We start from the raw sequence: 24,016 nt of genomic DNA, 5'->3' as shown, positions 1-24,016 counted from the left end.
TTGGTGACGCTGATCGCTCGGCCGCGGACACGTGCCGACCGACTGGCAGGCACTGCGGCACCGATGTTCATCGTTGTCGCAGGGGCTTTGAGCTTTCTGGCGTCGTGACGCGAGGTGGGGCGGTCGAGGAGCGCACGATGAGCTGCGGGTCGGTGGAGGGCATCTCGCCGACCGGGTCGTGGCCCTCGATCTGGGTGATGAGCCGCAGGGCGGCAGCGCGGCCCATGGCCTCGAACGGCTGACGGACGGTCGTCAGGGCGGGGGAGGCGTACGCGGCGAGGGCGATGTCGTCGACGCTCACGACGGAGATGTCCTCCGGCACGCTGCGCCCGGCCTCGTGCAGGGCGCGGATGAGGCCGAACGCCATCTCGTCGCTGCTGACGAAGACCGCGGTCGCCTCAGGGATCGCGGCGATGGTGCGCCCGGCCCGGTACCCGGACTCCGGGGTCCAGTCCGCCGGGATCACCGGCGGCGGGACGATGCCGCGCTCGCGGAGCGTCTGCTCCCAGGCCTCGCTGCGCTGCTGCGTCTCCGTCCAGTAGTCGTCGCCCGAGACGTGCCACACGGTCTCGTGGCCGAGGTCGAGGAGGTGCTCCACGGCGAGCCGGGCGATCGCGCGCTGGTCGACCGCGAGCGGGGCGTCCTCCTCCAGGGAGGTGCGCTCGCTGCGGGTGGCGGGCGTCCGTTCGGTGCGCGCCCGCATCGCCGGTGTGTCCAGGGCGATGGGCACGCCGAGGATGATGCCCTCCGCACCCTGCCGCTCCAGGCGGTCGAAGGCCTCGAGGAAGGCGTCGTCCGAGGCGTGGTCTGCCACCGCGGCGGTGGTCACGGTGTAGCCGTTCGCCGCCGCGGCCTGTTGGATGCCGACGCCGAGCGCGGCGGAGGAGTAGCGGTCCGTCGAGACGACGATCACGCCGAGCACGCGCGTGCGTCCCGATGCGAGCGACGCGGCTGCGGCGTGCACCCGGTAACCGAGTTCCTCGACGGCGGCCAGCACCCGTCGCGCGGTGTCGGGGCGGACGTTGTCCTGCCCGGACATGACGCGCGAGACGGTCTGCGTGGAGACGCCGGCGAGGCGGGCGACGTCGACCTGGCTGGGGGCGCGGTCGTCTTTCGGGCGGCGAGGGGACATGCCCCAATGGTAGCGATCCATCGGCGGAAAACCAGGGAGCACGGACCTCGGCGATGCGATAATGTGAACGCAAACAATTCAGCTGGGAGTGCAATGTCCGACCTTCTCGCCGCGGCCTCCGACGGCTCGACCACCGCCGTCGCCGCGCCGGCAGACGCCGCTGCCTCCGGCGCTCCCGCCCTGTCCTGGCGCGAGGGGGAGATCCTCCGCGACGGTGTGCCCCACCGCATCCTGTCGGGCTCGATCCACTACTTCCGCGTCCACCCCGACCAGTGGGAGGACCGCCTGCGCCGGCTCGCCGCGATGGGCGCGAACACGGTCGACACCTACGTCGCCTGGAACTTCCACGAGCGGGTCGAGGGGGACATCCGCTTCGACGGCTGGCGCGACGTCGAGCGCTTCGTGCGGCTGGCCGGCGAGGTCGGCCTCGACGTCTTCCTCCGACCGAGCCCCTACATCTGCGCGGAGTGGTCCAACGGCGGGCTGCCCTTCTGGCTCACCGGCAGGGTCTCGGCGCTGCGGACGAGCGATCCCGCGTTCCTCGCCGCCGTCGACGCCTGGTACGACGCGCTGCTCCCGCGGCTCGTGCCCCTGCAGGCGGCCTACGGCGGGCCGATCGTGGCGATCCAGATCGAGAACGAGTATGGATCGTTCGGCAGCGACGCCGCCTACCTCGCCCACCTGCGTGACGGGCTCCGGCGACGGGGCATGGTGGAGATGCTGACGACCGCGGACGGGATCACTCCGGACATGATCGCGCACGGGAGCGTGCCGGGTGCGATGACGACGTTCACGTTCGGCACCGGGGTGCCGGTGGCGGCCTCCCTGCGTCGGCACGGTGAGGCGCTCATGTGCAGCGAGCTCTGGGGCGGCTGGTTCGACCACTGGGGCGAGCGGCACCACGTGCGTTCGGCGGAGAGCATGGGCGGGACGATCCGGGAGCTCCTCGACGAGGGCGGCTCGGTCAGCCTCTACATGGCGCACGGGGGCACCAACTTCGGCCTGTGGAACGGTGCGAACCACGACCTCGTGCTGCAGCCCACGGTGACCAGCTACGACTCCGATGCCCCGATCGGCGAGGACGGCACGCTCGGGGAGAAGTTCCATGCGCTTCGCGCGCTCTTCGCCCCCTTCCACGCCGACGGACTGCCGCCCGTGCCCGACCAGCCGCGGCGGCAGTCCGCGACCTCCGCGCCTCTGGAGCGGCGAGCGAGCCTGCTCGACGTGGTCCGGGCGACCCCTGCCGCGGGCGGGCTCTCGCCGCGCCCGCTGACCTTCGAGCAGCTCGGAGCGGAGGACGGCCTCGTGGCCTACGAGGCCGACGTGTCGTTCCCGGACGAGGCGACACTGACCGTCGACGGCCTGCACGATCGTGCGGTCGTCTTCCTCGACGACCGCCGCCTCGGTGTGCTCGAGCGGGACGGCGAGACGTCCCTCGCTCTCCCGGTGGACGGCGGTTCCGGTCGGCTGGCGCTCGTCGTCGAGAGCCTCGGGCGCATCAACTACGGGCCGTACACCGGCGAGGGCAAGGGCATCATGCGCGGCGTGATGATCGGCCGCCGTCTCGTGAACGGCTGGACGCATCGCCTCCTGCCGCAGACGGCACCGGCGGTGGACGCCGCTGCCGTGGGCGGGGTGGACGGCCTCGCCGTCGCCGCGCTGGACGTCGCCGAACCCCTGGACGCGTGGCTCGCCTTCCCCGGTGGCGGCAAGGGCCTGGTGTGGCTGAACGGATTCCTGCTCGGACGCTACTGGAGCGTGGGCCCGCAGGAGACGCTCTACGCCCCCGCGCCGTTGTGGCGTACCGGGCGCAACGAGATCGTGGTGCTCGACACCGACGGCCTCGGTGCGACCGTGGAGATCCGGGAGGCGCCGTCCCTCGGGGAGACCGAGGAGTTCATCGGCTCCTGAGCCGCACTCGGGCCTCGGGTGGTGACCTTCGGCCAATGTTTGCGCATACTTGACGTTCGACTCTTGTCTTAAGCCACAAGCTCGCTCTACGGTGATAGCGCAAACATCGGTTTCGATCGATGATCCATCTGCGACGCACCGGGGCGTCCCTTCCTCCGGCCGTCGCACCGTTCGAGAGGCAAGACGTGTCGACACCTTCCCGACCGCCGCGCACCGCCGTCGCTGTCAGTTCCCTGCTGGCGACGGCTCTCGCGCTCGGCGGAGCGCTCCTCCCTGCGACCGCGGCGCAGGCCGCCGATCTCGTCCCCGTCCCGCACGCGGACTACCGGCTGCACGCGGTGTCCAGCGAAGCCGATCCGTATCCGGCGCCGCCTTCGCTCGACGGCACGGCTCTCGGCGCCTTCGACGGCGACTACTCGACCCAGTGGACGTCGCGGTACTCGGCCAACGCCCCCTTCCCGCACTGGATCGCGCTCGATCTGCAGCGGCCCCTCTCGGTGAAGGCGCTGGACTATTCGGTCAAGCGCGGGCAGAGCGTCGCGGCGAAGACCGTCGAGGTGTACGTCACGGATGACGCCGACGCCGCGCGCACCTCGCCCGCCGACGGGGGATGGGGCGCCGCCGCCGCGGCCGCGACGCTGCACGCGCCCACCGCGAACGACGAGAAGCAGCGCATCACGCTGGAGACCGCGAAGGACGGCCGGTACGTCGCCCTCCTCATCATCGACGCGCAGGGCACCACGGGCGGCGGCGCCGGCGAGATCCAGGTGCTCTCCGACGAGGAGCTCCCGCCGATCGTGACCGAGCCGGAGGCGCCGGAGCAGCCGGAGCCCGGGGACACCGTCGAGATCGCCGCGGGCGGCACCACGGCCACCGTCTCCTCCGCGTTCCCGCAGATCCTCGGCTACCGCGTGGGCGATGAGCGCCTCGGCGGCCAGAAGGGCTCCCCGCGCACCTGGGCGGTCAACGGCACCGCCTATGCGTCGACCACCACGTCCACGGCGACGGCGACCGGCGTCGACTACGTCTCGGCCCTGACCGGCATCGACGTCACGGTGCGCAGCAGCATCCGCGTCGCGGCGAACGGCACGGTCGAGTTCGCCGTGACCGGAGTCGACGGCTCCGCTGCGGTGAACACCCTGGCGCTCCCCGACAACGCCTTCCTCTCCGCGACGGCCGCGGACGGCGCCGTCCTCGACCGCACCGTGATCAGCCCGAACAGCACGACGAACGCCGATGAGCACATCGCTGTGGGGCCCGCGACCGCCACCGGGACGAAGGGCGCGGCCTTCGCCTTCCTCGGCGACGGGACCCTCGCCGGCAGCGTGATCACGAACGCGACGACGCAGGCCTCCGGCGGCACCGCCTCGTGGAACACCCGGCTCACGACGCGGGTGACCGCGGCCGACGGCCGGACTGCCGAGATCGGCTCGAACACCTGGCTCATCCATCCGACCACCGCCGTCGACAGCCGGGTGACGACCTACGCCCTTCCGAAGGTCACGGTGCTCCTCACCGCCGATCGCAACGGCGACGAGACCGTGGACTGGCAGGACGCCGCGATCCGCTACCGCGAGGTCGACGCCCCGCGCCTCGGTGCCGACCGGGTGGCCGACCGCGTGATCAGCCGCATCCCGTTCAACTTCGCCTCGAGCGCCACGAACTACTTCGACCTCGTGCTCGACAACACCAAGCGCATCGCGAACCAGACCGACGGCCTCGGGCAGTGGGTGCTCAACAAGGGCTTCGGCAGCGAAGGACACGACTCCGCGAACACCGACTACGGCGGGAACTACAACGAGCGCGCGGGCGGCCTCGCCGACCTCAACCGTCTCGTCGACGAGGGGGCGAAGCTCAACGCCGACATGAGCGTGCACGTCAACGCCACCGAGATCTATCCGCAGGCGGACGCGTTCGACGCGGCGATCCTCGACGGCACACCGCCGTACAAGCCCGGCTGGAACTGGCTCGACCAGTCGTACTACATCGATCAGCAGACCGATCTCGGCACCGGACGCGTGCTCGACCGCTTCCAGCAGCTGCGGGACGAGGTGCCGGGGCTCAGCGGCGTCTACATCGACGTGTACTACTCCAACGGCTGGGTGGCCGAGGAGCTCGCGGACGAACTGAACGCCATGGACCTGGAGGTCGCGACCGAGTGGGGCGACAAGTTCGTCGACAGCACGGTCTGGTCGCACTGGCCGAACGACCTCGCCTACGGCGGCAAGGACAACAAGGGCATCAACTCCACCATGGTCCGGTTCATCCAGAACGCGCAGGCGGACGTCTGGAACGACGACGTCCTGCTCGGCCAGCAGCGTCTCGTCGATGCCGAGGGCTGGGTGGGCAACCGCAACTGGGACGGCTTCATCGGCAACATCTGGTCGCAGAGCCTGCCGACGAAGTTCCTGCAGCACTTCGACCTGCAGACGTACGCGGCGGGGGCCGAGGCGACCTTCACCGACGACGTGACGGTCCGGATCGACGGTGGTACCCGCGTCATCACGATGGACGGCGCGACCGTCCTGCGGGGCGACTCCTACCTGCTGCCGTGGCAGTCGCTGGAGTCGAGCGCCGAGTCGGGTTCGCCCGTCGACGCGGACAAGATGTACTTCTTCACGGCCTCCGGCGGTGAGAAGACATTCGGGCTCACGGATGCCTTCCGCGGCAACACGACCTTCGACGTGTTCGCACTCGGCGACCAGGGGCGCGAGAAGGTGGACACCGTCACCGCGGTCGACGGGAAGCTGACGCTCTCCGGCGAGAAGGGGGCGGCTTACGTCGTCGTGCCCCAGGGTGGGGCGCAGCGGGCGGCGATCGAGTACCGCGACGCGGGCCTGGCCGATCCCGGGTTCAACTCGGGGTCGCTGGACGGCTGGAACCCGCGGGGCGACGTGACCATCGAGCGCACGGACCTCGGCGCGGCGAAGAACGCCTCACGGGGCGACAACATCGCGGTGTTCGGCTCATCCGCGTCCGCGATCTCGCAGACCGTCACCGGCCTCACCCCCGGGAAGCGCTACGCGTTCTCCGCGCAGGTGCAGATCGATCCGACGGCCACGCGCGACGTGAGCGTCGCGGTCGACACCGGCGCCGGCGTCGTCAGCCGCACCTGGAACCTCTCGCCGACATACAACTACATGCGCGCCGACTCCAAGGCCGGGCAGTACTACCAGCGCGGATCGGTGTCGTTCCTCGCCCCGGCCTCCGGCGAAGTGACCGTCTCGGTCTCGGCGGTCGCCGGTGACGCGGCGGTGCGAGTCGACAACGCCAGGGTGATGGCGGACACGACGGCGCCGACCGCCGCGGGCACCGTGTACTCGAACGACTTCGAGGCCAACCAGCCCGGGTGGGGCCCGTTCGTGAAGGGTGACGCCAACGGCATCGACGACCCGCGTACGAGCATCTCGCGTCGGCACGACCCGTACACGAGCAGCGACTGGCGCAACACGGCCAAGCCGTTCGACACCGGAGCCACCGCGGGCCTCGCGGTGGACTCCACCCTCACCGGTGAGCACTCGCTGATGTCGCACTCCGAGAACTCCGGCGTCGTCTACCGGACCGACCCCACGCTCGTCCCGCTGCAGGCCGGGCACACCTATCGCATCGGGTTCGACTACCAGGCCGGAGCGAGCGGAGCGTACCGCTGGCTGACCGGTACGGACGCCGTGATCGACGGGGAGATCTCCTCGACGACCCTGCGTCGCACCCCTGTCGTGCAGGCGCTGGAGACCACCGCGTTCCGCGAGGACGTGATCGTGGGCTGCGGCGACTACACCTGGGTCGGTCTGGAGCGCGTCGGCGGGCCCGACGTCGACTTCGTCCTCGACGATTTCACGGTGACGGACCTCGGCCCGACGGACGGAGGCACCCCGTGCGCCACCGTCGCCGGCGAGGCCGTGACCCTGAGCCCCGGGGCGCAGACACCCTTCACCACGACCTTCACCAACAGCGAGGACATCCTGGCGGAGAACGTCGGCGTGCAGCTCGACCTCCCGGAGGGCTACACCGTCGAGGTCGCGGACGGCTCCTCGAACCTGTTCACGAAGGTCGCCCCCGGCGAGAGCGTGACGACGGACTGGCTGCTGACGGCACCGGCGTCGGCCGCGGGCTCGCCGGTGAGCATCGGCATCGCCGCCACCTACCTCGTCGACTGCGACGTGCGGACCGTGCAGACCGCGCAGGAGGCCGCTGTCGCGTCCCGCGCCCGCATCCCGAACGCGCAGATCACCGCGACCGCGAGCTCCGAGGAGACCGCGGGTGAGGACGGCACGGCGGCGAACATGCTCGACGGCAACGCCGGGACGTTCTGGCACAGCCGCTGGAGCACTGACGCCGCCGCGTATCCGCACGTGCTGACGTTCGACCTCGGTTCCGCGGAGACGGTCGACGGTATCTCCTATCTGCGTCGCGGCGCGAACCAGAACGGCCCCATCAAGGGCTTCCAGGTCGCGGTCTCCACCGACGGGCAGACCTTCACCGACGTGGCCGCGGGGGAGTGGAAGAACGTCGCGGAGTGGCAGGACGTCGACTTCGCGGCGACGACCGCGCGATACGTTCGGGTGACGGCGACCTCGTCGATCTCGGGCACGCCGTTCGCGGCCGTGGCGGAGATGGCGGTGTACGGCACCACCGCCCCGCAGGCCGGGCACGCACCGGAGGCGCGACCCGAGGACGACCTCGGGGTCTGCGCTCCGGAGACCGATCCTGCGTTGACGCTCGGCGCGGATTCCGTGCGGGCAGGGGAGACGGTCGAGGCCGTGCTCTCGGGCTTCGCGCCCGACGCCGCCGTCTCGTTCTGGCTGGACGGCGTGCGGCTCGCGGACGCGACGGTCGATGCGCACGGTGCGCTGACCACCCGGGTCCTCATCCCCGCGGATGCGACGGTCGGGAAGCACCGCTTCCTCGTCAAGGACGCCTCCGGCGCGGAGGTGGCCGGTGCGGCGCTCAAGGTCAAGAAGGCGAAGCCGGCGAAGGTGCCGGTCCTCACCCCGTCGGTCGGCACCGCGGCGGCCGGAGACTCCCTCCGCGTGCAGCTCCGCGGCTTCGACCCCGAGTCCGTCGTGCAGCTCTGGCTCCACTCGGAACCGGTCAGGGTGGGCGAGGTGACGATCGCCGCCGACGGCAGTGCGGTCGCGACCGTCACCATCCCGGCGGCCACACCCGCGGGCGCCCATGCGCTCGTGGCGACGGACGCCGAGGGCGCCGAGCTCGCTCGTGCGGATCTCGCGGTCACCGCCGCGGCGACGGCCGGTGGCGGGGCGCTGGCCACGACGGGTGCGGAGGGGATGACGTGGCTGGCGGTCGCCGTCGGTGCGCTCGCCCTGAGCGCCCTCGGCGCGGGGCTCTGGCGACGGCGACGCGGCTGAGTCCCTCTGCTGCACACGAGAGGCCCGGGGTTCGCCCCGGGCCTCTTCTGCACGCGGCGGGGAGTTTGCCGGTTCTCCACGGGTTGCGGTTCCGAGGCCGGAGAGCGTGCCTCCGGTCCCCGATACTCGAGGGGTAGCCACGAAAGGAGCCGCACATGCCGAACGTACTCATCCGCGATCTCGACCCCGGCGTGCATTCCGTGCTCACCGCGCGAGCGCAGGAGCGAGGACAGTCGCTGCAGCAGTACCTCTCGGCGGAGCTCGCCCGCATCGCCGCCCGCCCGACGCTGTCGGAGTTCCTGAGTGGACGAGCGCAGGAGTCGGAGGTGACCGCGCTCACCCGGAGAGCATCGTCGCCGCCGTGCACGAGGGGTGCGCCGGGCGGTGATCGTCGTCGACGCCGCGATCGTCGTCGACCTGGTCTGCACCGGAATGTCGACCCGAGTCTTGCAGGCGCGGCTGGACGACGAGTTCCTGCTGCCCCCTCCTCACGCACGACCGGAGGCTCGCGCGGGCGGCCTCCGGTCTGTGCGCGGTCGAGGTGCCTAGCCCTTGACGGCGCCGGCGGCGAGACCGGAGCGCCAGTACTTCTGCAGCGTGAAGAACAGGGCGATGAGCGGGATCACGCCGAGCAGCGCCCCGAGCATGACGGCGCCCTTGTCGGGGGAGAAGTAGCTCATCATGCCGTAGAGGCCGAGCGTGACCGGCTTGAGGTCGGGGCTGGAGATCATCATGAGCGGGAGGAGGAAGTTGTTCCACGTGGCCACGAAGATGAACAGGAAGATCGTCACCATCGCGGGGCCGAGCAGCCGCAGCACGATCGTGAAGAAGATCCGGGCCTCACCGGCGCCGTCGATGCGGGCGGCCTCCAGCAGCTCCGTCGGCACCGACGACTGCGCGTAGACCATGCCGAGGAAGACGCCGAACGGCGAGACCGCCGAGGGGATGATGATCGCCCACACGGTGTTCGTGAGGCCGAGCGCCTGGAACTCGATGTACAGCGGCACCGTGAGCAGGGCGACGGGCAGCAGAAGTCCCGCCATGATGATGCCGACCGCGAGCTTCTTCCCGGGGAAGGCGAACTTGGCGATCGCGTAGCCGGCCATCACGGCGAACAGTGTGCCGATGATCCCGGCGCTGAGCGAGTAGAACAGGGAGTTGCCGACCCAGCGCCAGAACAGCCCCTGGGTCCAGCCCATGAGGCTGTCGTAGTTGGCGGCGAGGTTCGGCTCGGCGAACCAGAATCCGAACGTCGAGGTGAGGTCGGTGTTGTTCTTCGTCGAGGCCACCACGAGCCAGAACACCGGCACGAGGAAGTACAGCGTCGCGACGACGAGGGCGATGATGCCGAACGTGCGGGCCGCGGGTCCCGGGGCGATGGAAGGAGGAGGGGCGTCCGCCGCCTGCGGCCTACGAGAGCGCCGCTTCGTCGGCGGGGTCACGGTGACGAGTCGTGTGGTGGTCATGCGTCGCCCTTCCGCCGCTGGAGCAGTGCGTACACGATCGCGAGCACGCCCGCGATCCCGGCCATGAGCAGCGAGTACGCCGACGCCGGACCGCTGCCCGACGGCGACAGCTCGCCCATCATCGTGTTGTAGGTGAGCATCATCGGCGTGAAGTCCTTGCCCATCCAGGAGTTCGCGGCCTCCAGGATGACCGGCTCGTTGAACAGCTGGATCGTGCCGATGATCGACAGCAGCACCGCCAGCAGCGCGGCACCGCGCACGAGCGGCACCTTGATGCGGGTCGCGATCTGGAAGCCCGTCGCACCGTCCAGACGGGCGGCCTCGTAGAGGTCGCGGGGGATGGCCTGCAGGGCGCTGAGGAAGATGAGCATGTTGTAGCCCGTGTAGGTCCACGTCGTCATGTTCGCCATCGAGAAGAGGATCGTCTGCGGCGACATGAGGTCGGTCCCCTCCGGCAGATACGGCAGGAAGGGCGACACCTCGGGCGTGTAGAGGTAGAGCCACATCATCGCCGCGATGATGCCGGGGACCGCGTACGGGAGGAAGAAGGCGAGGCGGAACAGGGCGGGGCGGCGCACGATGAACGAGTCCAGCAGCAGGGCCAGGGCGAGGGCCGCGATGATCATCACCGGGATCTGGAACGCCGCGTAGAGCACGACCCGTCCCATGCCGGCCCAGAAGGCGCCGTCGGTCGCCGCCGCCGCGAAGTTGTCGAGGCCGACGAAGGTGTCGACGAGCTCGCCCCCGCCGTACAGGCCGCCGCCGGCGGGCACCTGCGCGAAGAACGCCGACCGGACCGACACGATGATGGGGATGAGGAAGACGACGGCGAACAGCAGCGCGAACGGCGCCATGAACAGCCACCCGGTCAGCCCCTCTCTTCGGATCCGCGATCGACGGGTCGACGGGGCGACGGGACGGCGCGCGGGAGGGAGCGGCGCCGCTGCCCTCGTCTCGGTCACTGTGGCCATGATGTGCCTCTCGCTCTCACGACGACGGCGGAGTGCACGATCGCCCGTGCACTCCGCCGTCGTTCATCCGATGATGCCGTCCGGTCCGGTCATTCCGCGACCGGGAGGCCGAGGTCCTTCAGCGACGCCACGGCCGTGTCCTGCGCCGTCGTGAAGATGTCCGCGACCGTGGCGGTGCCGGCGGCAGCCGCGGCGGCCGTCTCGTTCATGTTCGCCAGGGTGGAGAATCCGGGGGCGTACGGGAAGTCGGGGTTGAGGTTCTCGGTGGCCGTGCCGAGTTCGGCCAGCACGTCCTGGCCGCCGAACTGACGCAGCATCTTCTCCGGGGTCTCCACCTCGCCCTTCGCGGCGACGACGAGGCCCTGGGAAGCGAGGTCGTCGACCTGCGTGTTGAACCAGTCATTGAACTCCATGGCGGCCGCGGGGTTCTCGCAGCCCTTCATGACCGAGACGCCGGACCCGCCGTCGGGGCCGCTCATCGCCCCGGCGCCGAAGTCGGGGAGCTGGGCGACGCGCCACTGCCCCTCGGCCGGAGTGCCGTCCAGGGAGTCGAGGAGGAAGCCGGCCTCCCAGGCCGCGCCGACGTGGCCGATGAGGCTGCCGTTGTTCAGCGCCGCCGTGAACCCTTCACCCCAGCGCTCGGTCGCGAGTGTCTGCTTGCCGTCGAGCAGGCCCTGCCAGAAGGCGGCGACCCGCTCGGAGCCCGCACCCTCGGCATCCACCTTCCACTCCTCGCCCTCCGTGGAGAACCAGGTGTCACCGGCGGCGGCAGCCTGTCCGGAGAGCCAGTTCTGCGCCTCGTCCGGTGTGAACGCCGTGACGAACTTGCCGGCGGCGGCGGCCGTGGCGGAGGCGGCGGTCAGGTCGTCGAGCGTCGCCGGGGCGTCGAGGCCGAGCGCCTCGAACTCGGCGGTGTTGTAGAAGTAGACGAGGGGTCCGGTGTCCTGCGGGAGGCCCACGATGGCGTCGCCGACCCGCATGCCGCTGAACGCTCCGGCCGAGTAGTGGTCCTCGTACTTCTCGGCCTCCGCGGCGACGTCCTCCAGCAGACCCTTCACGTAGAGCTGCGGCACCTCGGAGTATCCGGTCTGCGCGAGGCACGGACCGTTCCCGGCCTTGATGTCGGTCTCGAGCTTGAGGATCATGTCGCTGGCCTTGCCGTCGAACTTCGTGGCCTTGACCTGGATGTCGGGGTGCTCCTCGTTCCAACGGTCGACGATCTCGGCGACCGTGGTCATGCCCTCGCCGTCGGGGAGGCGGTGCATGTACTCGATGGTGACGGGCTCTCCGCCGGCGCCCCCGCCCCCGGAGGCGGCCGGGGCGCAGGCCGCGAGTCCGAACGCCGACACCGCGCCGAGGGCGACGACCGCGGCGACGCGGGGGGTGCGTGAGGTGGGTGCCATGCTGTTCTCCTCTTTGAGGTCATGTTCCTGCGGATCGCCCGAAGCCGGGACGCGGCGAGGGTGCGCCGTCGATCACATGCACATCAAATCAGAAAATGTTTGCGCTCACAAGACGCGGATCGGCGGAATTGCGTCGGATTATCCTGCCCTTGAGGGAGCGCTGACATCGCGAGGGCCTCCTCGTTCCGGCGGCAGGCCGCTCGGTCGGGACGAGCGACCGGGGCGTCGCATCGCCGCCCGGGAACGACGAAACACCCGCACGAGCCGTGCGGGTGTTTCGAACCGAGGGGCTAGGCCTTCTCTAGTTCGTCTTCGTCTTCGTCCGCGTACTCGTCGGCCCACTTGTCGACGTAGGCGTCTTCGTCGGAGTCGCTCGAGTGCGCGAGCTCGCGCTCCAGCGCCGAGTAGTTCACCGACGGACTGTACGCCTTGAGTTCGCGGGCGATCTTTGTGTGCTTCGCCTTCTGACGGCCACGGCCCATGCCTGAGACCCCCTCACGAGTTAAGCTGCGGGCAGACAGGCGCCCGAGTCATTCACGACACCGGCTCGAGGCCGGTAAGAGTAGCATTCAGGATAGCACGCGGGGAACAGACCCTGGCCGCGGCCAGGCCGGCGAAGGGAGCGATCTCCATGACCGACAGCACCTCCACTCCGTCCGACGAGGCCACGCAGAACGCCGCTCTGCAGAAGGCTGTCATCGTCGGGATGCAGCTCGACCAGGACCCGCACGTTCTCGATGAGGCCGTGCGGTTCGCCCGGCTGCTGAACGCTCCGCTCGTGGTCGCCCACGTCGACATCACGCGCTTCGTCACCTACGAGGATCCGGACGGCTACGTGCACTCCGCCCCCATCGACATCAACTTCGACGCGGGCGCCGCCGAGTTCGAGGCCGTCGAGGCCGCGGCTGCCACGATCCTCGCCGGGAAGGGGGTCACCTGGACGGCGCGACAGCTCGTCGGCGACCCGGCCCTGGCCATCAAGCAGCTCGCCAACAAGCTCGACGCCCAGCTCATCGTGGTCGGCACCCGCAAGCGCGGCATCGGCGAGTCGATCCGGGAGTTCTTCACCGGCTCCGTGGCCGCCCGGCTGGCTCATCGCCAGCACCGTCCGGTGCTCGTCGTGCCCCTGGGGGAGTCGGTACCGGACGAGCAGAAGGAGATCTGGCCGGAGTGACCCGGACGCGACGAGGCCCCGCCGACGGATGTCGGCGGGGCCTCGTGCTGTGTGATGGAGGCTCAGGAGTCCGGCTGGCTCAGCGCGACCGTCACGGTGCGGGCGGCCTGATCCAGCGCGTTCTCGAGGTCGGTGACCACCGACGCCGGGAGCACGCCGCCCTTCGCGACATGGGTGCGCAGGTCGGTGCGGACCCGTGCGCGGAAGGCGTTCACGACGGCGTCGGCGCGGTGCAGCTCCTCGCGGCTGGTCAGCCGCGCATCCTCGCTCGCGGTGCGGGGCCGCGACTTCGCCGCCGCCCGGTCATCCTTGGTGGCCGTCGCCAGATCGGCGCGGAGGCTCTTCATCGCCTCCTGTACGCTCTGGCGCACCTCGTTGGCGATGAGGCGGACGGTGTCGGTGATGCCCGCCTCGATGTCGGCGAGGTCGTTCTCGCGGGAGGCGAGCTCGGCGCGCCCGGCCTCGGTGATCGCGTAGATCGTGGTGCGTCCGTCGACCGTCTTGGTGACGAGTCCCTCCTCCTCGAGCTTCGCGAGGCGCGGGTAGATCGTGCCGGCGCTCGGGGTGTACGTCCCGCCGGTGCGGTCCGTGAGGGACTGGATGATGCCGTAGCCGTGCTGCGGGGACTCCGCGAGCAGCGACAGCAGGTACAGGCGCAGATCGCCGTGGGAGAAGACCGCGGGACTCATGCTTCCCACTCCGGGTCGTTCTCGATCGTCTGCGGAGCGCGGCGGAGGACCGTCACCCCTCCGGAGACGGAGTTGGCGCGGAGGTCCACGAAGCGCCCGGCGAGCTCGCCGGACGTGCCGTTGTAGGTGCTCGGGCCGGAGGTGCTGCGCTCCACGCCGTCGATGAGGAGACGACCGCTGAGCGAGCGGATCACGTAGTTCGCCGCGAGGGACTCGTCGAGCCGGACGGTCGTGCCGCCGGAGACCGAGTTCACGGTGATCGTGTTGACATCGCCTGCGGCGTCCACCAGCGTCGACCCGGAGACGATGTCGACCGTCGCCTTGCGGATCGCTCCGGTGACGGCCACGTCGCCGGAGACGCTGTTGGCGTTGATCGAGCCGGTGAGGTTGCGCACCTGTACGTCGCCGGAGACGGAGTTCACGCTGAGGTCGCCGATGAGGGTGTCGACGATGATGTCGCCGGACACGGTGTTGAGCCGGGTGTCGTTGCGAATCCCCGACACGAGGGCGCCGGCGCTCACGACGCCCAGGGTCAGGGCGATGGAACGCGGGACGGCCACGCTCACCTCGGCGCGCGGGCCGCCGGAGCCGAAGTTCCGGAACACCTCGAGGAAGTTGTCCCAGCCCAGCTGCGGGTGGTCGATCTCGACCTCCCCGTCACGGGATTCGATCCGGAGGTCCTTGGTGGTGACGCCGTGCACCTCGATCCGGATGCCGGGTTCGTCATGGGCGATGACGTCGACCTGGCCGCCGACGAGGCCCACCTTGAGCCGGGTCGCGGAGGCGATGTCGATGACGCGTTCCTCGCCGGGGGCGATGAGCCACTTCTCGGTCATGTCTGCTTCTCCTGTGTCGAGGGATTCACGATATATCGTGTTGCCGTCACGATAACACGATATATCTCGATTCCGACACCCCCTCTCTCCTTCGAATCGCCTGATTGGCCCATCGCCGCCGGAAATAGAGCCAAGCCAGCGATTCGGAGGCGGGGTTGACCTTGACGTAGCGGCAACTTCTACGGTGGGAGGAGACCTGACACGGAAGGGGTGGGCGGATGGAATCGCGGGACTGGTCGATCCAGGAGATCGCGCGGCTGGCGGGCACGACGAGCCGGACGCTGCGGCACTACGACGACATCGGGCTGCTGCCGCCGTCGCGCATCGCGGCCAACGGCTACCGGCACTATGACGCGGCGGCGCTCGTGCGACTGCAGCGGATCCTCCTGCTGCGGGAGCTCGGACTCGGGTTGCCGCAGATCGCGGAGGTGCTGGGCCCTTCGACAGGCTCAGGCACCCAGGGCTCAGGGAAACAGGGCTCAGGGACGCGGGACGCGGGCTCGGGGACGCAGGGCGGGGGCTCGGCGGCCGAGGCGTCGGCCCTGGAGACCCACCTCGCGCTGCTGCGCGAGGAGCAGACCCGGCTGGCGCGGCAGATCGCGTCGGTCGAATCCACCATCACGGCATTGAGAGGAGGTGAGAACCTCATGGCAGAGAACATGTTCGACGGCTTCGACCACACGCAGTACAAGCAGGAGGTCGAGGACCGCTGGGGGACGAAGGCCTACGCCGACAGCGACCGCTGGTGGCGCGGGATGAGCGACGCCGAGCGCGCCGACTGGCAGCAGCGCGTGTCCGATCTCGGACGCGACTGGATCGCCGCGGCGGAGAGCGGCATCGATCCCGCGTCCGCCGAGGCACAGGAGCTCGCGCGTCGTCACGTCGCCTGGCTCACGGGCATCCCCGGCACTCCGGCCGCCGCCCTCCGGAAGGGGCCGGATGCCGCAGCCAAGGCGTACGTCATCGGACTCGGCGAGATGTACGTCGCGGACCCGCGCTTCGGTGCGAACTACGCGACGTCCGCGGGCGGCACGCAGGGTGCGGAGTTCGTCCGCGACGCGCTCCGCATCTACGCGGACGCCGCCCTCTGATCCGTCGAGCGGCCCCTTTGCGTGCGACCCACCCCGGTGCGGTCGTACTCAAGGGGGCCGCTCGTACGCAAGGGGGTGGATCGGGGGAGGAGGGGAGGGCGTAGGGTCGTGCCATGACGGGGCGACGGAAGCGCGAGCGCGACGACCGCCCCGCGTCCGGAGTCTTCGCGGCGGCGGCGACGGCCTATGCGGCGAACTGCGCCCTCGGGGCTGCGGTGGCGGGACGGCTCATCGACACGCGTCGTTTCCGCTGGGTGCACCACGCGCTCTACATCCTGACCTGCGCGACGACCGGACTCGCCGTCGTCGTCGGTCTGGCCACTCGCACGCCGCGCAGCCGCCGCGCCGCCCTGGCCCTCCTCCCCGCTGCCGTCCCGCTTGCCGCGATCCCCTACGCCGGGACGCACACCCGGCGGCACCCGCTCGTCGCCCTCACGGCAGCGCCCTTCGTCCTCGCGGGCCTCGTGGTCTCGCGCCTCCCCTCCGACCGGAAGTGACCGTATGGAACTCCTCGACGCCATCCGCCGCCGCAAGACCACGAACGGAGCGTTCCTCCCCGACCCGGTCTCCGAGGAGCACCAGCGCATCCTCCTGGAAGCCGCAGGTCGCGCACCGTCGCAGCTCAACAGTCAGCCGTGGCGCTTCGTCGTGATCGAGAACCGGGACACGATCGACGAGATCGCGCGCATCTCCGGCGAGAGCATGACCGAGGCGATGTCGAACGGCACGTTCTTCGAGCGGTACAAGCCCTACTTCCGCTTCAGCCAGGAGGAGATGGAGGAGAAGCGCAGCGGCATGCTGTTCGACAAGCTCCCCGCGCCGCTGCGCCCCTTCACGTCGCAGGTGTTCACGAAGCGCGGCCAGACGCTGATGAACACGTTCGGGGTGCCGAAGACGCTGGGCGCGGAGAACCGCAAGCTCGTGGCCGGGTCGCCCCTCCTGCTCGGCGTCATGCTCGACCGCAGCGAGTACCGGCCGGGGCAGCTGTCGTCGTTCTACTCCGTGTTCAGCATGGGCGCGGCCATGGAGAACGTCTGGCTGACCACGGTCGAGCTGGGCATGGGCATCCAATTCATCTCGTTCCCGATGGAGGTGCCGGGGCGCTGGGACGAGATCGTGCGGCTGCTGCGGGTGCCCGACGACCTGGAGCTCATGGCCGTCTACCGGCTGGGCTACCTGCCGCCGGAGCAGCGTCGCCCGGCGATCGACTGGTCCAGCAGCCAGCGCAAGCTCGTGTCGCAGTACGTGTTCCGTGAGGACTGCGACACCCCGCAGCAGGGTTGGGACGCCCCGCCGACCCGGTCCTGAGTCACGAGCCGCCGACCGTCCGCGGCATCTGCTCGAGGTCCTTCAGAGCAGGCCCCTCGATGCGGGTGCCGTCCGCGGCGAACCGCGACGCGTGCAGCGGGCAGTCCCATGTGCACTCGGCGTCGTTCCAGTCGAGGACGCCGCCGAGGTGCGGGCACACCGCGCTGACCGCACGGGTCACGCCGTCGACGGTGGAGATGGCGACCGGGCGGCCGCCACGGTTCGCCACCACGCCCTCGCCCTCCGCTGGTTGCGGCACCGGGACCGGCGTGGTCTCGGCCGCGACCCAGCCCTTCGTGGCCGCGGCGGCCACCTTCGCTCCCTCGACGGCGCCGCGCGCGAGGTCGGCGGGGACGGTCAGACGGGTGCCGAGGCGCAGCATCCAGGACGGACGCTCGCTGCGCTTCGTCCCGATGATCTCCTCGGTGAGCCGCAGGGCCGCGGCGGGCGCGTTCGACAGCCCCCACTTCGCGTACCCGGTGGCGATGCGGATGCGACCGAGGCCGCGCGGCAGAGCGCCGACGAAGGGGATGAGGTTGTGCGACTGGTAGTCCTGCGCGGACCAGCGGTGCGTCTCCTCCGCGTCCGGGAAGTGCAGCCGCGTCCAGGCGACGAGATCGTCGATCGCCGCGGTCTCACCGTCCGAGCGGCCGACCGGATGCCCGTTGCCGCCGACGACGAGCTGTGCCGTGTCCGCCGGACCGTCGGCAGCCGAAACCGGGCGGATCGACCGCGTGGGGCTGTCGGCGGAGATGAACGTCCCCTCCGGCACCCCGCTGGAGACCCGGAACGAGACGCAGTACGACCGCATCCCGGCGACCTTGGAGAAGTACAGGCCCCGGTCGAGGATCGGGGTCCCCGTCGCGAGGACGATGTGCTCGGCGAACATCGGGCCGGCCGTGGTCTCCACCCGAGGCTCCGGGAGGGCGTGGGCGCCCGTCACACGGACGCCGGTGTGCAGGGTGCCGCCGCCCGCGAGGAACTCCTTCGCGAGCGCGTCGGCGACGGCGACCGGGTCGATCGTCACCTGGGAATCCAGCGCGACCGCGCCCGCGACGGGGAACGGCGTCGACAGCTCGCCCGCGGTGAGCAGACGCGTCGGCAGTCCCGCCTCCCGCGCGGCGGCATGCTGGGACCGCACCGATTCGAGCCCCTCAGGACCCTGGGCGTAGGTGTGGTCGGTCCGCTCCGTGTAGCTCAGGCCGGCGCTGTCCGCGAAGCCCGTGAGCCACTCCATGCCGGCGCGGTTGGCGTCGACGTACGCCTGGACGAGCGCGGCCGGATGGTGCGTGCGGATCGTGGCGAGCTGCTGCCCCTGGAGGAGGGAGAGCTTGCCCGTGTTGCCGCCCGTCGACAGCTCCGCCACATCGCCTGCATCGACGACGACGACGTCGAGTCCGGCGCGGGTCAGGAGCACCGCGGTCGAGAGTCCCGTGAGGCCTGCCCCCACGATGAGCACGTCGTGCTGCGCGCCGGGATCGAAGGGAGTGCCGTGGGGTGCGTCCTGGTCGACCTTCCAGAGTGGCTTCATGCCGACAGTCAACGCCTGTCCCCGTCCCCGCCCCAACGCCTTGACATCCGACGGTCGCGCTGTCATGCGCGACTACAGTGGCCAGCGTGAGTCTCCGTCGTGTCCTGCTCGTCGCGCTCGGCGGCACGCTGGGGACGGCGGCGCGCCTGGGCCTCGGGCTCCTCGTCCCCGACCTCGGCGGGTTCCCCCTCGCGGTGCTGCCGGCCAACGTGCTGGGCGCCCTGCTCATCGGCGTCGTGGCGGCGCGGCTCCCGGCCTCGGCGGAGCTGCGGCTGCTGCTGGGCACCGGGGTCCTCGGGGGGTTCACGACCTACAGCGCCTTCATGACCGGGACGCTAGCCCTGTGGGCGTCGGCACCGCTCCTCGCCGCCGCGTATGCCGCGGTCAGCCTCGCCCTCGGCCTCCTCGCGGCGTCCGCGGGGCTCCGGCTGGGGCGCCCGCGCCGGGGAGGGGCGACGTGAGTCCGCTGCTGTTCCTCGCCGCGGCGCTCGCCGGGGGCGTCGGCGCCGTCCTGCGCTATCTCGTCGACCTCGGTGTCGCCCGGCTCGTCGGCCGGCGGTTCCCGTGGGGGATCCTGGCCGTCAACCTCAGCGGCTCCTTCGCGCTGGGGCTGGTGGCGACGGCGCTTCCGGACGCGGCGTTCGTGCTCGGCGCTGGTCTGCTCGGGGGCTACACGACCTTCAGCACCGCGATGCTCGATGCGGTCGCCCTGTGGCGGGACGGCGAACGCGGGGCTGCGGCGTTCGACGCGCTCGGCATGCTCCTGCTCGGTCTCCTCGCCGCGGGGCTGGGGCTGGCGCTGGGATCCGCGCTCTAGATCGGTGCTTGCGAAGAACGGACGCGGCGCGCTACTCTCGCTGCTAATCGTTTAACGCTAAACGGTTAACATCGCGCACCGCCTTCTCGTGCACCCGTCAAAGGAGACCTCGATGCCCCGCACCTCCCGCCGCGCCCTGGGCGCTCTCGCCGCCTCCGCGGCCGCCGTCCTGGCGCTCTCCGCCTGCTCCTCCTCCGCGACCGGGGAGTCCTCGGGCGGCGACATCACCCTCAGCTACGCGATCTGGGACGAGAACCAGAAGCCCGCGATGGAGGACATCGCCGCCGCCTATACCGAGGAGCACCCGAACGTCACGATCGAGATCCAGGTCACGCCCTACAAGGAGTACTTCACCAAGCTCCAGACCGCGGTGACGGGAGGATCGGCCGCCGACGTGTTCTGGATGAACGGGCCGAACTTCCAGCTCTACGCCTCGAACGGCCAGCTCGCGCCGCTCGACGACGTGAACGCCTCCGACTACCCCCAGGGCCTCGTCGACCTCTACACCTACGACGACGCGCTCTACGGCGCCCCCAAGGACTTCGACACCGTCGCGCTCTGGTACAACAAGACGCTGTTCGACGCCGCCGGAGTGGAGTACCCCAGCGCCGGCTGGACCTGGGACGACTTCACCACCGCGGCCGCGAAGCTGACCGACCCCGCGAGCGGCCGGTTCGGCGTCGCCGCGAGCCAGTACGGCCAGGAGAACTTCTACAACTCGATCGCACAGGCCGGCGGCGAAGTCATCTCCGCGGACGGCACTGAGAGCGGCTACGGTTCGCCCGAGGCTCTCGAGGGCGTCGAGCTGTGGACCGACCTCATCGCTGACGGCTCCTCGCCCACGGCGCAGCAGATGACGGACACGAACCCGGAGGACTTCTTCCTGTCGGGCAAGGTCGCCATGTTCCAGAACGGCTCCTGGGCCGCCATCGCCTACGCGGACAACGCCGACATCGGCGACAGCGTCGACGTGGCTCCGCTGCCCGCAGGCCCGGAGGGCAATCAGAGCGTGATCCACGGCGTCGGGAACGTCGCGAACGCCAAGAGCGCGCACGTGGAGGAGGCGAAGGACTTCGCCGCCTTCGCGAGCGGCGAGCAGGCGGCGAAGATCCAGGCCGAGACCGGCACCGTGATCCCGGCGTTCAACGGCACGCAGCAGGCCTGGGTGGATGCGCTCCCGCAGTACGACCTGCAGGTCTACATCGACGCGCTGGAGACGGCCGTCCCGTACCCGGTGTCGAAGAACACCTCCGCGTGGACGAGCATCGAGAGCGAGGTGCTGTCCCAGGTCTGGTCCGGAGCGGTCTCCCCGAAGGAAGGCCTGCAGGATCTCGCCGCGCAGATGCAGACCGCGCTGGACGCCGAGCAGGAGTGACCGGATGACCGTCCTCGCGCCTCGCGCGGTCGCCCCCGCCGCCGGGCGGGCACCGGAGGCCCCGTCCTCCGGTGTCCGGCGGCGGCGCCGGACACCCGGTGCCTCGCCGTGGTGGGCCCTCGTCTTCCTCGGGCCCACCGCCCTGGGGCTGGCCGTGTTCTACCTGTGGCCGACCGTGCGCACGCTCATCATCTCCTTCACGAAGTCCGGCCCGTTCGGCGGCTCCGAGTGGATCGGGTTCGAGAACTACGTGCGGCTGTTCCAGGACCCGGAGCTCCTCGGCGCTCTGCGCAACACCGCGGTCTACACGGTGATCGCGCTGATCGGCATCCCCCTCGCGGTCGGGATCGCCGCGCTGCTGAACACCACCGGCCTCACGGGCCGCAGCGCCTACCGCACCCTCTACTTCATCCCCGTCGTCACCATGCCCGCGGCGATCGCCCTCGTCTGGCGCATGATCTACAACGGCGACTACGGCGTCCTGAACGCCGCCCTCGGCGCGGTGGGCATCGACGGGCGGAGCTGGCTGACCGACCCGAACACCGCGTTGATCGCGATCGCCGTCGTCGGCATCTGGGCGGGACTGGGGACCAACATCGTCATCTTCCTCGCCGGACTCCAGGGCATCCCGGACACGATCATGGAGGCGGCCGACCTCGACGGGGCGGGCCCCGTGCGGAAGTTCTTCTCCATCACGATCCCGCTGCTGTCGCCGTCGATCTTCTTCGTCAGCGTCATCAGCGTGATCGGGGCTCTGCAGGTGTTCGACCTCATCTACATGATGCTCGGCCGCAGCAACCCCGCGATGCCGAACACCCGCACGGTCGTCTACCTGTTCTACGAAGCGGGTTTCCTCGACAACGACCGCGGGTACGCCGCCGCCGTCGCCTTCCTCCTGCTGCTGATCATCCTCGTGCTGACGATCGTGCAGTTCCGGCTGCAGAAGAAGTGGGTGCACTATGAGTGACGTCTCCCTCGACACCCGCGCGGTCGTCGGCGCCGCCCCCGCACGATCGCGGACGGCCGGCACGCCCCGGAACCGCGGACTGTGGATCGTGCACGTCGTGCTCATCGCCGGCGCCGCACTCATGGTGTTCCCGTTCGTCTGGCAGCTGCTGACCTCGTTCAAGACGCTGTCCGACTCGGTGCAGGTGCCGCCGTCGTTCCTCCCGCGCGAATGGGTGTTCACGAACTTCGCCGAGGTCTTCGACTCGATGCCGTTCGGCCAGATGTTCCTGAACTCCGTGCTCCTCACCGTCGGCCGCACGGTCGGGCAGGTCGTCCTGTGCACCATGGCGGGCTACGCGTTCGCGCGCATCGCCTTCCCCGGCCGGAACGCCCTGTTCGTCGTGTTCCTCTCGGTGCTCATGGTGCCCTCGCAGCTCTACCTGCTGCCGCAGTACGAGATCATCCAGGCGCTCGGCTGGCTGAACACGTTGCAGGCGCTCATCGTGCCCGGCATCTTCAGCGCCTTCGGGACCTTCCTGATGCGCCAGTTCTTCCTCTCCATGCCGGCCGAGCTGGAGGAGGCGGCGCGGATCGACGGGGCGAATCCGTGGCAGACCTTCTGGCGGATCATGGTTCCACTGGCGAAGCCTGGCATCATCGCACTTGTGGTGTTCACCGTGCTGTGGTCCTGGAACGATCTGCTGTGGCCGCTGATCGTGACGACCGACCCGGCGAAGATGCCGCTGTCTGTCGGACTCTCGCAGCTCGTCGGCATCCACGGCACCGATTACCCGGTGCTCATGGCCGGCGCCCTGCTGGCGACCCTGCCCATGCTGGTGACGTTCATGATCCTGCAGCGGCAGTTCATCCAGGGCATCGCGTTCAGCGGGACGAAGGGATGAGACATGGCACAGCGTGAGCACGCCCCCAGCCGCCGACCGACGCTGCGGATGGTGGCCGAACGTGCCGGGGTGTCGACCGCGACCGTGTCGTACGTCTTCTCCGGCCGCGCCGGTGCCAGCGGGGCCGGCGTGGCCGAAGCGACCGCGGCCAGGGTGCTCGCGGCCGCGGACGAGCTCAACTACCGTCCGAACACGGCGGCCAGGGCGATCCGCACCGGTCGCAGCGGCATGGTACAGCTCTCCCTCCACATGCTGAGCGATCCGTGGTCGCTGGCGGTGGCCGACGCCGTGAACGCCGAGGCGAACAAGCACGGGCTCACGACGCTGATCCTCGCCGACGGCGACTGGCACGCGGCGCTCGACCGCGTCGAGAGCGACGTGGCATACCTCGACGGCGTCGGGCTGGACGAGGAGGACGCCCGACGGCTGGGCGACCTCGTCAAGCGCGGCCAGCGGCTCGTGGTGTTCTCGGAGCATCTGGAGCCGGACGGGTTCGACGTCATCCGCTCGGACGCGATCCCGGGGTGCGAGCTCGCGATGGACCACCTGCTGGAGCGGCACGCGGCCATCGGCTGCATCGCCGCGGAGGGCGCCGTCCGCCTCGCGGCCACGCAGGTCACGCGGTACACGCCATATGTCGAGAAGCTCGCGGCGGCCGGCATCTCCCCGGACCCGGCATGGACCGTGACCTATGCCGAGACGCAGGCCAGCGCCTTCACCGCCGCGATCGAGCTGCTGTCGCAGGAGAACCGCCCGGACGCCGTGTACGCGACGACCGACTTCGCCGCGATCGCCGCGATCAACGCCGCCCACATGCTCGGGCTCCGCGTGCCGCACGACGTCGCGGTGGTCGGCGTCGGGAACACCCCGGACGCCCGGCTCATCGCCCCCACCCTCACCACCGTCGGCCCGACGGACTTCTACGAGCGGCAGGCGCGGATCATCGTCGAGAAGGCGCTCGAGAGCGACCCCTCGCCCGGTGCGCTGCACGAGTTCCCCTGGGCCCTCGTCCCCGGCGGCTCGACCGATCTCGACGCCCCGGCTGCCCGCGGTCGCTGAGCCGCCCCCTCTTCTTCCCCCCCCCTTTCACGAA

General features: G+C 70.4%; 20 protein-coding genes. 12 read left to right on the top strand and 8 right to left on the bottom strand.

The features are described from left to right. Window positions 1-67: 67 nt before the first annotated feature. Window positions 68-1,132 (bottom strand): LacI family DNA-binding transcriptional regulator, encoded by a 1,065-nt coding sequence (locus tag AB1285_RS13100; protein ID WP_187663103.1) that lies wholly within the window; start codon window positions 1,130-1,132, stop codon window positions 68-70. A 93-nt stretch (window positions 1,133-1,225) separates the two neighbouring features. Here AB1285_RS13100 and AB1285_RS13095 point away from each other — a divergent pair, with 93 nt between their 5' ends. Continuing rightward, the gene (locus AB1285_RS13095; protein ID WP_370429082.1) at window positions 1,226-3,043 is read left to right on the top strand and encodes a glycoside hydrolase family 35 protein; all 1,818 of its coding nucleotides are present in this window, start codon (window positions 1,226-1,228) and stop codon (window positions 3,041-3,043) included. Between the two features lie 185 nt (window positions 3,044-3,228). Further along, on the top strand, window positions 3,229-8,412 hold the full coding sequence (locus tag AB1285_RS13090; protein WP_370429083.1) for an endo-alpha-N-acetylgalactosaminidase family protein: 5,184 nt from the start codon (window positions 3,229-3,231) through the stop codon (window positions 8,410-8,412). 545 nt (window positions 8,413-8,957) lie between these two features. Here the strand turns inward: AB1285_RS13090 and AB1285_RS13085 are convergent. The 4 genes from AB1285_RS13085 to AB1285_RS13070 all read right to left on the bottom strand — a co-directional run bounded on the left by AB1285_RS13085 (window position 8,958) and on the right by AB1285_RS13070 (window position 12,734). Then, entirely contained in the window at window positions 8,958-9,878 is a 921-nt protein-coding gene (locus AB1285_RS13085; RefSeq protein WP_187663106.1) for a carbohydrate ABC transporter permease, read from the bottom strand. Then, on the bottom strand, window positions 9,875-10,849 hold the full coding sequence (locus tag AB1285_RS13080; protein ID WP_259952879.1) for a carbohydrate ABC transporter permease: 975 nt from the start codon (window positions 10,847-10,849) through the stop codon (window positions 9,875-9,877). Before AB1285_RS13080 ends, AB1285_RS13085 begins: the two co-directional genes overlap by 4 nt. Window positions 10,850-10,938: 89 nt before the next feature. Then, window positions 10,939-12,252: an ABC transporter substrate-binding protein gene (locus AB1285_RS13075; protein WP_370429084.1), complete on the bottom strand. Its 1,314-nt coding sequence runs from the start codon at window positions 12,250-12,252 to the stop codon at window positions 10,939-10,941. A gap of 290 nt (window positions 12,253-12,542) precedes the next feature. After that, a complete protein-coding gene (locus AB1285_RS13070; RefSeq protein ID WP_025104705.1) occupies window positions 12,543-12,734 on the bottom strand; it encodes a DUF3073 domain-containing protein in 192 nt (63 codons plus the stop codon). Between the two features lie 149 nt (window positions 12,735-12,883). On the opposite strand from AB1285_RS13070, the gene AB1285_RS13065 reads away from it, so the two are divergent. Further along, window positions 12,884-13,426, top strand: a complete 543-nt coding sequence (locus tag AB1285_RS13065; protein WP_187663109.1) for a universal stress protein — start codon at window positions 12,884-12,886, stop codon at window positions 13,424-13,426. A 62-nt stretch (window positions 13,427-13,488) separates the two neighbouring features. On the opposite strand, the gene AB1285_RS13060 is transcribed toward AB1285_RS13065, so the two are convergent. Both AB1285_RS13060 and AB1285_RS13055 read right to left on the bottom strand, forming a co-directional pair. After that, window positions 13,489-14,115, bottom strand: a complete 627-nt coding sequence (locus AB1285_RS13060) for a PadR family transcriptional regulator (protein WP_187663110.1) — start codon at window positions 14,113-14,115, stop codon at window positions 13,489-13,491. Continuing rightward, window positions 14,112-14,951, bottom strand: coding sequence for a DUF4097 family beta strand repeat-containing protein (locus tag AB1285_RS13055; protein ID WP_187663111.1), 840 nt, complete (start codon window positions 14,949-14,951; stop codon window positions 14,112-14,114). Before AB1285_RS13055 ends, AB1285_RS13060 begins: the two co-directional genes overlap by 4 nt. 218 nt (window positions 14,952-15,169) lie before the next feature. On the opposite strand from AB1285_RS13055, the gene AB1285_RS13050 reads away from it, so the two are divergent. From AB1285_RS13050 to AB1285_RS13040, 3 genes are all read left to right on the top strand, one after another. Continuing rightward, complete coding sequence (locus AB1285_RS13050; protein ID WP_370429085.1) at window positions 15,170-16,042, top strand: MerR family transcriptional regulator; 873 nt, start codon at window positions 15,170-15,172, stop codon at window positions 16,040-16,042. Window positions 16,043-16,155: 113 nt separating this feature from the next. Then, complete coding sequence (locus AB1285_RS13045; protein ID WP_187663113.1) at window positions 16,156-16,539, top strand: hypothetical protein; 384 nt, start codon at window positions 16,156-16,158, stop codon at window positions 16,537-16,539. Window positions 16,540-16,543: 4 nt separating this feature from the next. Further along, on the top strand, window positions 16,544-17,350 hold the full coding sequence (locus AB1285_RS13040; protein ID WP_259952866.1) for a nitroreductase family protein: 807 nt from the start codon (window positions 16,544-16,546) through the stop codon (window positions 17,348-17,350). 1 nt (window position 17,351) lies between these two features. Here AB1285_RS13040 and AB1285_RS13035 read toward each other — a convergent pair whose 3' ends face one another. Further along, the gene (locus tag AB1285_RS13035; RefSeq protein WP_280565097.1) at window positions 17,352-18,881 is read right to left on the bottom strand and encodes an FAD-dependent oxidoreductase; all 1,530 of its coding nucleotides are present in this window, start codon (window positions 18,879-18,881) and stop codon (window positions 17,352-17,354) included. Window positions 18,882-18,967: 86 nt separating this feature from the next. Between AB1285_RS13035 and AB1285_RS13030 the strand changes: the two genes are divergently transcribed. The 6 genes from AB1285_RS13030 (at window position 18,968) to AB1285_RS13005 (ending at window position 23,982) form a co-directional block, all read left to right on the top strand. After that, window positions 18,968-19,342, top strand: coding sequence for a FluC/FEX family fluoride channel (locus AB1285_RS13030; protein ID WP_280565095.1), 375 nt, complete (start codon window positions 18,968-18,970; stop codon window positions 19,340-19,342). Beyond that, window positions 19,339-19,698 carry a fluoride efflux transporter FluC gene (locus AB1285_RS13025; RefSeq protein ID WP_280565093.1) on the top strand — a complete coding sequence of 120 codons (360 nt, stop codon included), beginning with the start codon at window positions 19,339-19,341 and terminating at the stop codon, window positions 19,696-19,698. The genes AB1285_RS13030 and AB1285_RS13025 overlap by 4 nt, the downstream gene beginning before the upstream one ends. Window positions 19,699-19,810: 112 nt before the next feature. Beyond that, on the top strand, window positions 19,811-21,073 hold the full coding sequence (locus AB1285_RS13020) for an ABC transporter substrate-binding protein (protein ID WP_370428972.1): 1,263 nt from the start codon (window positions 19,811-19,813) through the stop codon (window positions 21,071-21,073). Between the two features lie 4 nt (window positions 21,074-21,077). Next, entirely contained in the window at window positions 21,078-22,040 is a 963-nt protein-coding gene (locus tag AB1285_RS13015; RefSeq protein WP_268777693.1) for a carbohydrate ABC transporter permease, read from the top strand. Then, window positions 22,033-22,923 carry a carbohydrate ABC transporter permease gene (locus tag AB1285_RS13010; RefSeq protein ID WP_370428971.1) on the top strand — a complete coding sequence of 297 codons (891 nt, stop codon included), beginning with the start codon at window positions 22,033-22,035 and terminating at the stop codon, window positions 22,921-22,923. The genes AB1285_RS13015 and AB1285_RS13010 overlap by 8 nt, the downstream gene beginning before the upstream one ends. A gap of 3 nt (window positions 22,924-22,926) precedes the next feature. After that, the gene (locus AB1285_RS13005) at window positions 22,927-23,982 is read left to right on the top strand and encodes a LacI family DNA-binding transcriptional regulator (RefSeq protein ID WP_187663121.1); all 1,056 of its coding nucleotides are present in this window, start codon (window positions 22,927-22,929) and stop codon (window positions 23,980-23,982) included. The last annotated feature ends 34 nt before the right edge of the window (window positions 23,983-24,016 follow it).

It is taken from the genome of Microbacterium sp. NRRL B-14842 (assembly GCF_050470785.1).
The sequence above is the reverse complement of the archived record's forward strand: the minus strand, read 5'-3'. Positions and strand labels throughout refer to the sequence as shown.

What these genes read in the sequence shown, in the direction of transcription:
- AB1285_RS13015 (WP_268777693.1), top strand. Translation starts at nt 21,078, where the DNA reads ATGACCGTCCTCGCGCCTCGCGCGGTCGCCCCCGCCGCCGGGCGGGCA.
- AB1285_RS13080 (WP_259952879.1), bottom strand. Translation starts at nt 10,849, where the DNA reads ATGGCCACAGTGACCGAGACGAGGGCAGCGGCGCCGCTCCCTCCCGCG.
- AB1285_RS13020 (WP_370428972.1), top strand. Translation starts at nt 19,811, where the DNA reads ATGCCCCGCACCTCCCGCCGCGCCCTGGGCGCTCTCGCCGCCTCCGCG.
- AB1285_RS13060 (WP_187663110.1), bottom strand. Translation starts at nt 14,115, where the DNA reads ATGAGTCCCGCGGTCTTCTCCCACGGCGATCTGCGCCTGTACCTGCTG.
- AB1285_RS13010 (WP_370428971.1), top strand. Translation starts at nt 22,033, where the DNA reads ATGAGTGACGTCTCCCTCGACACCCGCGCGGTCGTCGGCGCCGCCCCC.
- AB1285_RS13040 (WP_259952866.1), top strand. Translation starts at nt 16,544, where the DNA reads ATGGAACTCCTCGACGCCATCCGCCGCCGCAAGACCACGAACGGAGCG.
- AB1285_RS13085 (WP_187663106.1), bottom strand. Translation starts at nt 9,878, where the DNA reads ATGACCACCACACGACTCGTCACCGTGACCCCGCCGACGAAGCGGCGC.
- AB1285_RS13095 (WP_370429082.1), top strand. Translation starts at nt 1,226, where the DNA reads ATGTCCGACCTTCTCGCCGCGGCCTCCGACGGCTCGACCACCGCCGTC.
- AB1285_RS13070 (WP_025104705.1), bottom strand. Translation starts at nt 12,734, where the DNA reads ATGGGCCGTGGCCGTCAGAAGGCGAAGCACACAAAGATCGCCCGCGAA.
- AB1285_RS13035 (WP_280565097.1), bottom strand. Translation starts at nt 18,881, where the DNA reads ATGAAGCCACTCTGGAAGGTCGACCAGGACGCACCCCACGGCACTCCC.
- AB1285_RS13075 (WP_370429084.1), bottom strand. Translation starts at nt 12,252, where the DNA reads ATGGCACCCACCTCACGCACCCCCCGCGTCGCCGCGGTCGTCGCCCTC.
- AB1285_RS13065 (WP_187663109.1), top strand. Translation starts at nt 12,884, where the DNA reads ATGACCGACAGCACCTCCACTCCGTCCGACGAGGCCACGCAGAACGCC.
- AB1285_RS13050 (WP_370429085.1), top strand. Translation starts at nt 15,170, where the DNA reads ATGGAATCGCGGGACTGGTCGATCCAGGAGATCGCGCGGCTGGCGGGC.
- AB1285_RS13005 (WP_187663121.1), top strand. Translation starts at nt 22,927, where the DNA reads ATGGCACAGCGTGAGCACGCCCCCAGCCGCCGACCGACGCTGCGGATG.
- AB1285_RS13100 (WP_187663103.1), bottom strand. Translation starts at nt 1,132, where the DNA reads ATGTCCCCTCGCCGCCCGAAAGACGACCGCGCCCCCAGCCAGGTCGAC.
- AB1285_RS13055 (WP_187663111.1), bottom strand. Translation starts at nt 14,951, where the DNA reads ATGACCGAGAAGTGGCTCATCGCCCCCGGCGAGGAACGCGTCATCGAC.
- AB1285_RS13045 (WP_187663113.1), top strand. Translation starts at nt 16,156, where the DNA reads ATGACGGGGCGACGGAAGCGCGAGCGCGACGACCGCCCCGCGTCCGGA.